Consider the following 15048-nt stretch of genomic DNA (forward strand, 5'->3'; position numbering starts at 1 on the left):
CGCTGCCGATTCTGATGCAGGAGCTGTGGACCGCGTACGAGGCCGGGGGCAGCACGGCCGGTCTGCCCGCCGTCACCCCGTACCGCGGCTATCTGGAATGGCTCGCCCGCCAGGACAAGGACGCCGCGCGTGAGGTCTGGCGGGAGGCGCTGGCAGGCGCGGACGAGCCGACGCTCATCGCGCCCTCCGCCGACCGGGACGACGCCCCGGTGGAATCCCATCAGCGATTCGCCGCCGTGGGCACCGGTCTGAACGACGCCCTCGCCGAGCTGGTCCGGGAGCACGGCGTCACCATGAACACGGTGGTGCAGGCGGCGTGGGCCCTTCTCATCAGCAAGCTCACGGGCCGCCGGGACGTGGTGTTCGGCGCGAGCGTCGCGGGGCGGCCCGCCGAACTGCCCGGCATGGAATCGATGCTGGGCCTGTTCATCAACACCGTGCCGGTCCGCGTACGGTTCGACCCCGCGCAGACCGTCGCCGGGCTGCTCGCCGACCTCCAGGCCGAGCAGACCGCCCTGCTGGACCACCAGTATCTGAGCCTGAGCGAGGTCCAGCGGGTGGCCGGTGCGGGGGCCACCTTCGACACGATCATGGCCTTCGAGAACTTCCCGTCGGGGGCGCGGGGCCGCCATCCGGGGCCGTCGGATCTGCGGGTGATCGACTACGCGATCCGGGAGTCGATCAACTATCCGCTGGGGCTGGTGGCGGGGTCGGTTGACGGCCTGGGCCTGCGCCTGAACTACCGGCCTGATGTCTTCGGGGCCGATGAGGCTCAGGATGTGCTCGACCGCCTCCTCCGTCTGCTGGAGCAGATGGCCACCGCCCCGGACTCCCCGCTGAGCCGGATCGAGGTGCTGGACGAGGCCGAGTACAGGCGGGTCGTGACGGAGTGGAACGACACGGACCGTGCGGTGTCGGCAGCCTCGTTCGTGGAGCTGTTCGAGATCCAGGCAGGGCGCTCCCCGGGCGAGATCGCGGTGGTCGGCGGAGACCGTGAGTGGTCGTACGCGGAGCTGAACGCGGCAGCCGACCGGGTGGCCTGCGGGCTGGCGGCTCGGGGCGTGGGCCGTGGCGACCTCGTCGGTGTGGTCATGGAGCGTTCGACGGACTTGGTGGCGGTGCTCCTGGGCGTGTCGAAAGCCGGTGCCGGCTATGTGCCGGTGGACGCGTCCTGGCCGGAGGCCCGGGCCCGGGTGGTGCTGGGCGATGTCGCGCTCGTCGTGGCGGATCGCGACGTATCCGAAGCCCCGGTGGAGGTCGTTCCGGCCGAAACCCTGCTGACGGGCCCTGACGGGGTGCCGGCGGTGAGGGTGAGCGGTGCCGATGTGGCCTATGTGATGTACACATCCGGCTCGACGGGTGTGCCGAAGGGCGTGGAGGTCCCGCACTCGGCGGTCGCCGCGCTGGTGACGGACGAGTGCTGGAGCGAGGCGGCGCGCGGGCGAGTACTGCTGCACGCCCCCCACGCCTTCGACGCGTCGACGTACGAGCTGTGGGTACCGCTCGTCCACGGCGGCCGGCTGGTGGTGGCACCGCCCGGACGGGTGGACGCCGGTGTGCTGGCGGGCCTGGTCGGTGAGCACGCGCTGACGGCGGTGCACGTCACCGCCGGTCTGCTGGGCGTGCTGGCGGAGGAGTCGCCCGGGGTGCTGGCGGGGCTGTCCGAGGTGCTGACCGGCGGGGATGTGGTGCCGGCGGGCACGGTCACAGCGCTCCGGGAGGTGTGCCCGGGCCTCGTGGTGCGGCATCTGTACGGCCCGACGGAGGCGACGCTGTGCGCGACGACGTTCGAGGTGGCGGCGGGCGCGGAGGCTCCGGCGGTGCTGCCGATCGGACGGCCCCGCGACAATACGCGCGTCCTGGTGCTGGACGAATTCCTCCAGCCGGTGCCGGTGGGTGTGCACGGTGAGCTGTACGTGGGTGGTGCCGGTCTCGCGCGGGGCTACGGCGGCCGTGCGGGGCTCACGGCGGAGCGGTTCGTCGCGGACCCGTTCGAGCCCGGGGAGCGGCTGTACCGCACGGGCGACCTGGCGCGGTGGACGGCCGACGGCGAGTTGGTCTTCGCGGGCCGGGCCGACGAGCAGGTGAAGATCCGCGGCTTCCGCGTCGAGCCCGGCGAGATCGAGACGCTTCTCGCCGCACACGAGAGCGTCAGTCAGGCGGCGGTCATCGCTCGCGAGGACCGGCCGGGGGAGAAGCGGCTCGTCGCGTATGTCGTACCGGCGGCCGATACGGCCCCTGGTACGGCTCCCGGTACGGCGAACGCGCTGCGCGAGTACATCGGCGACCGACTGCCGGAGTACATGGTTCCGGCGGTGGTGCTCTTCCTGGACACGCTTCCGATCACGGTGAACGGCAAGCTCGACCGTGCCGCCCTCCCCGCCCCCGACTTCGCCGATCTGCCCACTGGACGCGGCCCGGCGACCCCGGTGGAGGAGGTCCTGTGCGGGCTGTTCGCCGAGGTGCTGGGTCTGGACCGGGTCGGCGCGGAGGTGTCGTTCTTCGAGCTGGGCGGTGACTCGCTGCTCGCGATGCGGCTGATCGCCCGGGTCCGCGCCGTTCTTGAGACCGATGTCCGGATCAAGGATCTGTTCATCACCCCGACGGTCGCCGAAGTGGCCCGGCTGATCGACGGCGACCACGACGGCGCTCGGACCCCGCTGGCTCCCCAGGCGCGGCCGGACACACTGCCGCTGTCCTTCGCCCAGCAGCGGATGTGGTTCCTCAACCGGCTGGAGGAGACCGATTCCGGTGCCGACGCCGCCTACAACCTCCCCTTGGCGCTGCGTCTGTCGGGTGAGCTGGATGTCGCGGCGCTGGAGGCGGCTCTCGGTGATGTGGCCGACCGGCACGAGAGCCTGCGGACCGTCTTCCCCGAGACCGACGGCGCACCCCGCCAGCACATTCTGGAAGGACCGGCGGGCCGCCCCCGGCTGGAGACCGAGGAGACCACCGGGGCCGGACTCGCCGGGACTCTCGCCGTGCATTCGGGCCGCGGTTTCGATCTGAGCGTCGATCTGCCCTGGCGGACCTGGCTGCTGGTGACCGGTCCTTCGGAGTACGTCCTGCTGATCGTGGCGCATCACATCGCGGTCGACGGCTGGTCGATGGGCGTCCTGGCGCGCGATCTGAGCACGGCCTACACCGCCCGCCGCGAGGGCCTGGCCCCCGGCTGGGAGCCGCTGCCGGTGCAGTACGCGGACTACGCGCTCTGGCAGCGGCGCGAGCTGGGCGAACTGGACGACCCGGACAGCCTCGCCAGCGTACAACTGGACTACTGGCGGGACGCCCTGGCCGGTGCACCGGAAGAGCTGACGCTGCCTGCGGACCGAACGCGGCCGGCCGTCTCCACCTTCCGGGGACGCTCGGTCCCGGTGCGCGTCGACGCCGAGGCGCACGCCGGTCTGGTGGAGGTCGCCGGGCGCGGCCGGGCCACCATGTTCATGGTCGTGCACGCGGCCATGGCGATTCTGCTGTCACGGATGGGCGCTGGCGAGGACATCCCGATCGGCACAGCCATCGCGGGCCGTGGCGACGCGGCACTCGACGGCATGGCGGGCTTCTTCGTCAACACCCTCGTCCTCCGGTCCGATGTCGGCGGCGACCCCACCTTCACCGAACTGCTGGCCCGCGTCCGGGAAACCGACCTCACCGCCTACGCGCATCAGGACGTGCCGTTCGAGCGGCTGGTGGATGTCCTGAGTCCGGTTCGTTCGCTCTCCCGGAACCCGCTGTTCCAGGTGATGCTGGCGCTCCAGAACGTCCCGGAGGCGCGCTGGGAACTGCCCGGCCTTGAGGTCGCGCCCCTGCCGCCCGCTTCGGAGTTGTCGGCCCGGTTCGACCTCTCCGTGACCTTCGTTGAGGAGCGGGATGCGGAGGGTGGTCCTGCGGGTATCGGTGGCGGGATCCTTTACGCGACGGATCTGTTCGACGCGGCGACGGTTGAGGGTCTGGCGCGGCGTTTGGGTCGGGTGCTGGAGCAGGTGGCGGCTGATCCGGATGTGCGGCTGAGTGAGATCGCGGTGTTGGACGAGGTCGAGCGGTCGCGTGTGGTGTCGGAGTGGAACGACACCGTGCTGCCGGTCGAGGCGGACACCTTCCTGGATCTGTTCGCGGAGCGTGTCGCGAGCGCGCCCGGGGTACCGGCGGTCCGGTCGGGTGCGGATGTGCTGTCGTACGAGGAACTGGACGCGCGTGCCAATCGGCTGGCGCATGTCCTGGTTGCTGCGGGTGTGGGTCGGGAGTGTGTGGTGGGTCTGTGCCTGCCGCGCGGTGTGGAGATGGTGGTGGCGCTGCTCGCGGTGTGGAAGGCGGGCGGGGCGTATGTACCGCTGGACCCGGAGTACCCGGCGGACCGGCTCGCGTACATGGTCGCCGACAGCGGTGCCGTACTGGTGCTGGGGGCGGAGATTCCCGGGATCGACGTGCCCGTTGTGCGCCTGGACGAGGTCGGAGCGGGTTCTGCCGAGCCGCTCGGTGTGAGGGTGAGTCCGGACCAACTTGCGTATGTGATCTATACGTCGGGTTCGACGGGTCGTCCGAAGGGTGTGGCGGTCGCTCACGGTGGGGTGGCGAACCTCGCGCTGGCCATGCGACCCGCCCTCGGCGTGGACGAAGGGGTGGTGGCGCTTCAGTTCGCCTCCTTCAGCTTCGACGCGGCCGTGCTCGATGTCGCGGTCACGCTCGCCGCTGGTGGAACGCTGGCCATCGCGTCGAGCGAGGAGCGCAGGGAGCCCGAGGCGTTGGCGGAGATGATCCGCACCTCCGGTGTCGAGGTCGCGAGCGTCGTCCCCTCACTCCTCGGGGTCCTCGACCCGGCGGCGGTGCCCGGGGTGCGGAACTGGGTCCTCGGAGCCGAGAGGCTCAATGCCGATCTGGCGAGTCGGTGGCTGGCTGGTTCGCGGGTGTGGAACACCTACGGTCCGACGGAGGCGACGGTCATCACCACCGCCGTTCCTCTCGACGCCGGGATGACCCCCGACGATCAGCCTCCGGCCATCGGAAGCCCGATCGGCAATGCCCGGGTCTTCGTCCTGGACGACTTCCTCCAGCCCGTCCCGGTCGGTGTGACGGGTGAGCTGTACGTCTCGGGTGACGGCCTGGCCCGTGGTTACGCGGGTCGTGCGGATCTGACGGCGGAGCGTTTCGTGGCGAGCCCCTTCGGCGGCCGGATGTACCGCTCGGGTGACCTGGCCCGCTGGAGCGCGGACGGCCAACTCTGGTTCGCGGGTCGGGCGGATGAGCAGGTGAAGATCCGTGGCTTCCGTGTCGAGCCGGGCGAGGTCGAGTCCGTCCTCGCCGCGCACGAGAGCGTCGGTCAGGTCGCGGTGATCGTCCGTGAGGACCGGCCGGGTGACAAGCGTCTGGTCGCCTACGCCGTACCCGCCACCGCCGACAGTTTTGACGCCGAGGCGCTCAAGCGGTTCGCGGGGGACCGGCTTCCCGAGTACATGGTCCCGGCGAGCGTCCTCGTCCTGGACGCCCTCCCGCTGACCGTCAACGGCAAGCTCGACAAGGCCGCACTCCCGGCCCCCGAGGTCACCGCGCGGAGCGGCAGGCGGCCCGCGACCTCCGTGGAGGAGACGCTGTGCGCGCTCTACGCCGAGGTGCTGGGGCTGGAAGAGGCAGGGGTAGGGGATTCGTTCTTCGAGCTGGGCGGCGACTCGATCATGTCGATGCTGCTGGTGTCGAGCGCCCGTAAGGCGGGGCTCGTCATCACCGCCCGCCAGGTCTTCGAACGCCAGACCCCGGAGGGCCTGGCATCGGTCGCCGTCGAGACCGCCGGAGCCGTGGCGGCCGGCGGGGACGGCGGAGTGGGCGAGATCCCGCTGACCCCGGTGATGCACGAACTCCTGGACCGCGTCGGAGCCGACCGGGCGGGGCAGGCGGTCCAGTCGGTCCTGCTGGTGACCCCGGCGGGCCTGGACCTCGCGGTGCTGACCGGAGCCGTACAGGCACTCGTCGACCACCACGACATCCTGAGGGCGCGCCTGGAGGGCGACGACGGCACTGCACGGAGGCTGATCGTGCCCGAGGCGGGCACCGTGCCCGTCGACTCCTGGGTGCGGCGGGTGGACGCGGCCGGTCTGACCGGGGCCGAGCACCGCCGGCTGCTCGACCAGTGGACGCGGGCGGCCGTGGACGGGCTCGATCCGCAGGCTGGGGTGATGGCGCGGCTCGTATGGTTCGACGCCGGGCCCGACCGGCAGGGGCGGCTTCTCATCGCCGTGGCCCACCTGGTCGTGGACGGGGTGTCCTGGCGGCTTCTGGTGCCGGATCTGACCGAGGCGTACACGGCACTGGCCGCCGGACGCGAGCCGGAGCTGCAAACCGCCCGGACGTCGTTCCGGCACTGGGCTCGTGCGCTGGCGGCGCGGGCGGGCAGCGCGGAGCGGGTCGCGGAGCTGCCCCGGTGGGTGGAGCTCCTCCAGGGACCCGATCCCCTGCTCGGCGCGGGGCCGGTCGACCCGGACCGGGACCGGGAGTCGACCATGCGCCGGCTGTCGGTACGGGTTCCGATCAGCACGACGACACAGCTGCTCACCAGCGTCCCGGCGGCGTTCCACGCCGGAATCGACGATGTGCTGCTGACCGGACTGACGGCGGCCGTCGCCGAGTGGCGGCGCAAACAGGGGCAGTCGGCGGCCGGGATCCTGGTGGACCTGGAGGGCCACGGCAGGAGCGGGACGGCCGACGGCGACGATCTGTCGCGGACGGTCGGCTGGTTCACCAGCAGCCATCCCGTACGGCTGCGCCTGGGCACCACCGACTTCGGCGGAGTGCGGGCGGGCGGCCCGGCGGCGGGCCACGCGGTCAAGCACATCAAGGAGCAACTGCGCGCGGTCCCGGGCGACGACGGCCTCGGCCACGGCATGCTCCGCAGGCTCAACCCCGAGACCGCGCCCGTGCTCGCCGCACTGCCCTCGGCCCAGATCGGCTTCAACTACCTGGGCCGATTCCCCGCCGGGGAGGCCGTCCACGGCTCGGCGCGGGACTGGTCGCCGGCCGATGAGAGCGAGTCCGACGGGCACATGGCCGGGGAGTACCCCGTACCGCATGCCCTGGAGGCCCTCGGCGTCGTCCACGATCTCGCCGAAGGACCCAGACTCACCCTGACCCTGGCCTGGCCCAAGGCGCTGTTCGGCGAGGCGTCGGCGCAGGCGCTCGCGGACGGCTGGGCGGCGATGCTGACCGGTCTCGCCGCCCACACCTCCGGCTCCGGCGGAGGCTCCAGCGGCGGTGGTGGTGGCGGCGGTGGTGGCGGTGGCCACACCCCGTCCGACTTCTCTTTGATCACGCTCGACCAGAACCAGATCGACGAACTTGAGACCGAGCTCGCTAACGAGGGGGGATTCTGATGACTCAGATGCGAGTCGAGGATGTCTGGCCGGTATCTCCGTTGCAGGAGGGCCTGCTGTTCCACGCGCTGTTCGACGAGCAGGGCACGGATGTGTACGTCGAGCAGATGGTTCTGGGGATCGAAGGGCCGCTGGACGCGGTCGCGCTGCGGGCCGCCTGGCAGGGTCTCCTCGCCCGGCACGCCAGCCTGCGGGCGGGATTCCGTCAGCTGCCGGGGGTGGACCAGCCGGTCCAGGTGATCGCCCGTGAGGTGGTCCTGCCCTGGCGCGAAGAGGATGTGTCGACGCTCTCGGAGACCGAGGCGCTGGCCGGGGTGGACCGCCTCGGGGCGGCGGAGCGGGCCCGGCGATTCGATCTGGCGAAGCCGCCGCTGCTGCGGATCCTGCTGGTCAAGGTGGCCGACGAGCGCTACCGCATGGTGGTGACGCTCCATCACATCGTGCTGGACGGCTGGTCGCTGCCGGTGCTGATGCGCGAGCTGTGGACGGCGTACGAGGCCGGGGGCCGCACCACAGGTCTGCCCGCAGTCACCCCGTACCGCGACTATCTGGAATGGCTGGGCCGCCAGGACAAGGAAGCGGCCCGCGAAGCATGGCGGGAGGCGCTGGCCGGGGCCGACGAACCCACCCTCATCGCCCCCGTGGACCGGGACGCGGCCCCCGTCCACGGCGAGCTGGTCACCGCCCGGGCCGGTACGGAGCTGGACGAGAGCCTGCGGGAACTGGTCCGGGATCACGGCGTCACCATGAACACGGTGGTGCAGGCGGCATGGGCCCTTCTCATCAGCAAGCTCACGGGCCGTCGCGATGTGGTGTTCGGCGCGAGCGTCGCGGGCCGTCCCGCCGAACTTCCCGGTATGGAGACCATGCTGGGGCTGTTCATCAACACCGTGCCGGTCCGCGTACGGCTCGATCCCGCGCAGACCGTCGCCGGGCTGCTCGCCGACCTCCAGGCCGAGCAGACCGCCCTGCTGGAGCACCAGTTCCTCAGCCTGAGCGAGGTCCAGCGGGTCGCGGGCCCCGGCGCGTCCTTCGACACGATCATGGCCTTCGAGAACTTCCCCTCAGGGCTGAGCGGCGAGGACTCGTCGGAAGGCGTCGCCGAACTCCCCGGCCCGCCCGGCCTGCGCGTGGTGGGCGCCGGATTCCAGGAGTCGATCAACTACCCGCTGGGCCTGGTCGCGGGATCCATCGGCGGCCTGGGCATGCGTCTGAACTACCGGCCGGATCTCTTCGGGGCCGACGAGGCACAGGGCGTCCTCGACCGGCTCCTCCGTCTGCTCGCGCAGATGGCAGCCGATCCGGGGGCCCTGCTGGGCCGGCTCGAAGCGCTGGGCGACGCCGAGTTCACGCGTGTGGTGTCGGAGTGGAACGACACATCGCGCCCGGTCCCGGGCGCGTCGCTGGTGGAGCTGTTCGAGGCTCAGACGGGCCGTTCCCCGGACGCCGTCGCGCTGGTCGGCGAGGGGCGCGAGTGGTCGTACGCGGAGCTGAACGCGGCCGCCGACCGGGTGGCCTGCGGGCTGGCGGCCCGGGGCGTGGGCCGTGGCGACCTCGTCGGTGTGGTCATGGAGCGTTCGGCGGACCTGGTGGCGGTGCTCCTGGGCGTGTCGAAGGCCGGCGCGGGATTCGTCCCCGTGGACGGGTCGTGGCCCGCCGCCCGCGCCCGGACCGTGCTGGAGAGCGTCGCCCTGGCGGTGACGGACCGCGAGCTGCCGGACGCCCCGGTGGACACCGTCACGGCCGGAGCCCTGCTGACGGGCCCTGACGGGGTGTCGGCGGTGAAGGTGAGCGGTGCCGACGTCGCGTACGTGATGTATACATCCGGTTCGACGGGTGTACCGAAGGGCGTGGTGGTCTCGCACTCGGCGGTCGCCGCGCTGGTGACGGACGAGTGCTGGAGCGAGGCGGCGCGCGGGCGGGTGCTGTTTCACGCTCCCCACGCCTTCGACGCGTCGACGTACGAGCTGTGGGTACCGCTCGTCCACGGCGGCCGGGTGGTGGTCGCTCCGCCGGGCCGGGTGGACGGTGCGGCGCTGGCTGATCTGGTGGGTGCGCACGGTGTGACGGCCGCGCATGTCACCGCCGGTCTGCTGGGCGTGCTGGCGGAGGAGTCCCCCGGGGTGCTGGCGGGACTGTCCGAGGTGCTCACCGGCGGGGACGTGGTGCCCGCGGGCGCGGTCGCGTCGATTCGCGGAGTCTGCCCCGGACTGGTCGTACGGCATCTGTACGGCCCGACCGAGGTGACGCTGTGCGCGACGACGTTCGAGGTCGCGGCGGACGCGGAGACTCCCGCGCTGCTGCCGATCGGACGGCCCCGCGACAATACGCGCGTCCTGGTGCTGGACGAATTCCTCCAGCCGGTGCCGGTGGGAGTGCACGGCGAGCTGTACGTGGGCGGCGCCGGGCTCGCCCGGGGCTACGGCGGACGCGCGGACCTGACGGCCGAGCGGTTCGTCGCGGACCCGTTCGAGCCCGGGGAGCGGCTGTACCGGACGGGCGACCTGGCGCGGTGGACGGCCGACGGCGAGTTGGTCTTCGCGGGCCGGGCCGACGAGCAGGTGAAGATCCGCGGCTTCCGCGTCGAACCCGGCGAGATCGAGACACTCCTCGCCGTACACCAGGGCGTGAACCAGGCCGCGGTCATCGCCCGCGAGGACCGGCTCGGCCAGAAGCAGCTGGTCGCCTATGTGGTGAGCGCGGCCACCGCCCGTACGAGCGGCGGCGTGACAAGCGGTGAGCTGCGCGAATACCTCGGCGACCGACTGCCGGAGTACATGGTTCCGGCAGCGGTGCTCTTCCTGGACACGCTCCCCGTCACCGCGAACGGCAAGCTCGACCGTGCCGCCCTCCCCGCCCCCGACTTCGCGGCCCAGGCCGGCGGCCGAGGACCCGCCACCCCCGTGGAAGAGGTGCTGTGCGGCCTCTTCGCCGAGGTGCTCGGCCTGGACCGGGTCGGCGCGGAGACCTCGTTCTTCGAGCTCGGCGGCGACTCCCTCCTCGCCATGCGCCTCATCGCGCGCACCCGCGCCGTACTCGACACCGAACTCAGCATCCGCGAACTCTTCGGCTCGCCCACGGTCGCCGCTCTCGCCCGGGCGATCGACAGCGCGCGCGGAGAGGTGCGCGTCGCCCTGACACCGAGGCCGCGCCCCGACGCGGTGCCGCTGTCCTTCGCCCAGCAGCGGATGTGGTTCCTCAACCGGCTGGAGGCGACCGAATCCGGCGCGGACGCCACCTACAACCTGCCGCTCGCGCTGCGCCTCTCGGGCGACCTGGACACCGCCGCGCTGGAGGCCGCCCTCGGCGATGTCGCCGACCGGCACGAGACCCTGCGGACCGTCTTCCCCGAGACCGACGGCACACCCCGCCAGCACCTCCTCGAAGGACCGGCGGGCCGCCCCCGCCTGGAGACCGAGGAGATCACCGAGGCCGCACTCGACGAGACCCTCGCGGCGGAACTGGTCCGGGGCTTCGATCTGAGCACCGAGCCGCCCTGGCGCGTACGACTGCTCGCGACCGGGCCTTCGCAGTACGTCCTGCTCCTCGTCGCGCACCACATCGCCGTGGACGGCTGGTCGATGGGCGCGCTCTCGCGCGACCTCACTACCGCCTACGCGGCCCGGCGCGGCGGCCGGGCCCCCGGCTGGGAGCCGCTGCCCGTCCAGTACGCCGACTACGCGCTCTGGCAGCGCGAAGTCCTCGGCGACCCGGACGACCCCGACAGCCTGATCTCCAGTCAGATCAGCCACTGGCGAGAGGCCCTCACCGGAGCCCCCGAAGAACTCGCGCTGCCGAGCGACCGGCCGCGTCCGCCCGTCTCCACCTTCCAGGGCGGCACCGTGCCGCTGCGCGTCGGACCCCGCACCCATGCCGGCCTGGTGGAGGTCGCCGGACGCGGCCGGGCGACCATGTTCATGGTCATGCACGCCGCCGTCGCCGTGCTGCTCTCTCGGATGGGCTCCGGGGACGACATCCCGATCGGCACCCCGATCGCCGGCCGGGGCGACGCGGCACTCGACGACCTCGCGGGCTTCTTCGTCAACACCCTCGTCCTCCGCACCGACCTCAGCGGCGACCCCACCTTCACCGAACTGCTCCGCCGGGTGAGGGAAACCGACCTCGCCGCCTACGCACACCAGGACGTGCCCTTCGAGCGCCTGGTGGACGCGGTGAATCCGGCACGGTCACTCTCCCGGAACCCGCTGTTCCAGGTGATGATGTCGCTCCAGACCGCCGCCTCGCCGCGCTGGGAACTGCCCGGCCTGGCCGTCGACCCGGTGCCGTTCGCCGCCGAGGCCGCCCGCTTCGATCTCTCCCTCGACCTGGTCGAGCAGCGCGACAGCCAGGGCGCTCCGGCCGGTATCGGCGGCGGGATCCTCTACGCCACCGACATCTTCGACGCCTCCACCGCCGAAGCCCTGGCGGGCCGGCTGGCACGCGTGCTGGAACAGGTCGCGGCCAACCCGAGGGCCCGGCTGAGCGAGATATCGGTGCTGGACGAGGCCGAGCGGTCGCGGGTGGTGTCCGAGTGGAACGACACCGCACAGCAGGTCGACCCCGGCCTCGTGCTGGACTTCTTCGGCGCGCGCGTCGCGAGCGCGCCCGACGTTCCGGCGGTTCGGTCGGGTGCGGATGTCCTGTCGTACGGGGAGCTGGACGTACGCGCCAATCAGCTGGCGCATGTCCTGGTCGCTGCGGGTGTGGGTCGGGAGCGGGTGGTGGGTCTGTGCCTGCCGCGCGGGATCGACATGGTGGTGGCGCTGCTCGCGGTCTGGAAGGCCGGTGGGGCGTATGTGCCGCTGGATCCGGAGTACCCGTCCGACCGGCTCGCGTACATGATCGCGGACAGCGGTGCCGTACTGGTGCTGGGCACCGGGGAGACGCTGGCCGATGTGCCGGTGGGGAACGCGCGGGCGGTGCTGCTGGACGAGATCGGAGCGGGCTCTGCCGAGCCGCTCGATGTGAAGGTGAGCCCGGACCAGCTGGCGTACATCATCTACACCTCCGGTTCGACGGGCCGCCCGAAGGGTGTGGCGGTCGCGCATGGCGGGGTGGCGAACCTCGCGCAGGTGATGCGACCCGCCCTCGGCATGGGCGAAGGGGTGGTGGCGCTTCAGTTCGCCTCCTTCAGCTTCGACGCGGCCGTGCTCGATGTCGCGGTGACACTGGCCGGTGGCGGGACGCTGGCGATCGCGTCGACCGAGGAGCGCCGTGAGCCCGAGGCGCTCGCCGGCATGATCCGTGCCTCGGGTGTCGAGGTCGCGAGCGTCGTCCCCTCACTCCTCGGGGTCCTCGACCCGGCGGCCGTGCCCGGGGTGTGGAACTGGGTCCTCGGCGCCGAGCGGCTGAACGCCGATCTCGCGAGCCGCTGGATCGCCGGTTCGCGGGTGTGGAACTCGTACGGCCCGACCGAGGCCACCGTCATCACCACATCAGGACCGGTCGACGAAGGCATCCGGCCCGAGGACCAGCCTCCGTCCATCGGCCGCCCGATCGGCAATGCCCGGGTGTTCGTCCTGGACGGTTTCCTTCAGCCGGTTCCGGTGGGGGTGACGGGTGAGGTGTATGTATCGGGCGCGGGTCTGGCGCGTGGTTATGCGGGTCGTGCGGATCTGACGGCGGAGCGTTTCGTGGCGAGTCCGTTCGGCGGGCGGATGTATCGCTCGGGTGACCTGGCCCGTTGGAGTGCGGACGGTCAGTTGTGGTTCGCGGGGCGTGCGGATGAGCAGGTGAAGATCCGTGGCTTCCGTGTCGAGCCGGGCGAGGTGGAGTCCGTCCTCGCGGCGCACGAGAGCGTGGGCCAGGTCGCGGTGGTGGTGCGTGAGGATCGGCCGGGTGACAAGCGTCTGGTGGCGTATGTGGTGGCCGCTGAAACCGTGGATGTGGCGGTGCTGCGGGAGTTCGTTGGCGGCCGGCTGCCGGAGTACATGATTCCGGCGGTGTTCGTGGTGCTCGATTCGCTGCCGTTGACGGTGAACGGGAAGCTGGACCGGGCCGCGCTGCCCGTGCCGGAGTCCGCCGGTGAGGCCGGTGGGCGTGCTCCGGCGACGCGGGCGGAGGAGGTCTTCTGCGCCCTGTTCGCCGAGGTGCTGGGGCTTGAGCGGGTCAGTGCCGATGGTTCGTTCTTCGAGCTGGGCGGCGACTCGATCATGTCGATGCTGCTGGTGTCGAGTGCCCGTAAGGCGGGGCTGGTCATCACCGCCCGCCAGGTCTTCGAACGCCAGACCCCCGAAGGGCTGGCCACGGTCGCCGTCGCCGCCGCCGGCGGTACGGCCGTCCAGGGAGACGCCGGGGCCGGTGAAGTACCGCTCACCCCGATCATGCACGACCTTCTCGAACGCGTGGACGCGGAGAAGCTGGGACAGGTCTTTCAGCCCGCGTTCATCCTCGCCCCGGCTGATCTGGACCTCACAGTCCTCACCGACGCGGTCCAGGCCCTGGCCGACCACCACGACGCACTGCGCGCCCGGCTGGAGCGCAACGGCTCGGAACTCCGGCTCGTCGTGCCCGAGCCGGGCACCGTACCCGTCGACTCCTGGGTGCACCGCGTCGACGCGACCGGTCTGGAAGGCGATGAACTGAGCCGTCTGATCAGCGAGAAGGCGCGAGAGGCCGTCAACACGCTCGACCCATGGGCCGGTGTGATGGTGCGGGTGGTGTGGTTCGACCTGGGTGCGGAGGTTTCTGGGCGGCTGTTGATCGTTGTGGATCATTTGGTGGTGGACGGGGTCTCCTGGCGGGTTCTGCTGCCGGATCTCGTTCAGGCGTACGGTGAGCTGGCGGCGGGTCGTACGGCCGGTCTGGAGCCGGTGCCGACGTCGTTCCGGCACTGGGCGCGTGAGCTTGTGGCGCAGGCCGGCAGCGAAGAGCGGCTGGCGGAGACGGCCCAGTGGATCGACTTCCTCCAGGGCCCGGACCCGCTCCTCACGACAGAGCCGGTCAACCCCGAGCGCGATGTCGAGTCGACACTCCGACGCCTCTCGGTCCGGGTCCCCGTCGAGGTGACGTCCGAGCTGCTCACTCGTGTTCCGACGGCGTTCCACGCGGGGATTGACGATGTGCTGCTGGCCGGGTTGACGGCGGCTGTCGCGGAGTGGCGGGACAGCCAGAGCATTGGTGCGGGCAGCGCGATCCTGGTGGACCTCGAAGGCCACGGCCGGGTGCCGCTCAGCGAGGCTGACGATCTGTCGCGGACGGTGGGCTGGTTCACGAGCAGTCATCCGGTTCGGCTGGATGTCGGGTCGGTGGACCTGACGGAGGTCAGAGAAGGTGGCCTGGCGGCCGGGCGGGTGCTGAAGCGGGTCAAGGAGCAGGTGCGGGCGGTCCCGGGTGATGGTCTGGGGTACGGCGTACTGCGCTATCTCAACTCCGAGACGGCTTCGGCGTTCGCGGCGCTGCCCTCGGCCCAGATCGGCTTCAACTACCTCGGACGATTCGCTGCGGCCGAGACCGCGGCCGAGGCCTGGTCCCCGGCCGGCGACGGCCCGGCCGACCTGAGCCTCGGCGGCGACTTCCCCGTCATGCACGCGCTGGAGATCCTGGGTGCGGTCCATGACCTTCCCGAGGGTCCTGAGTTGACGTTGACGTTGTTGTGGCCGGAGGCGTTGTTCGAGGAGTCTTCGGTTCGGGCGTTGGTGGACGGCTGGGCGGCGATGCTGGGTGGTCTGGTCACTGCCAGTGCGGAGGG

General features: G+C 71.6%; 2 protein-coding genes. Both read left to right on the forward strand.

Features of this window, described 5'->3' with window-relative positions; all coding sequences use genetic code 11:
- The first annotated feature begins 14 nt into the window (after positions 1-14).
- Positions 15-7358, forward strand: coding sequence for an amino acid adenylation domain-containing protein (locus ABD371_RS35360; RefSeq protein WP_344486746.1), 7344 nt, complete (start codon positions 15-17; stop codon positions 7356-7358).
- On the forward strand, positions 7358-15048 hold a 7691-nt coding region (locus ABD371_RS35365), incomplete at its 3' end, for an amino acid adenylation domain-containing protein (protein ID WP_344486749.1). The genes ABD371_RS35360 and ABD371_RS35365, both read left to right, overlap by 1 nt.

This window comes from Streptomyces amakusaensis (genome assembly GCF_039532665.1).
Taxonomy (GTDB): Bacteria; Actinomycetota; Actinomycetes; order Streptomycetales; family Streptomycetaceae; genus Streptomyces; species Streptomyces amakusaensis.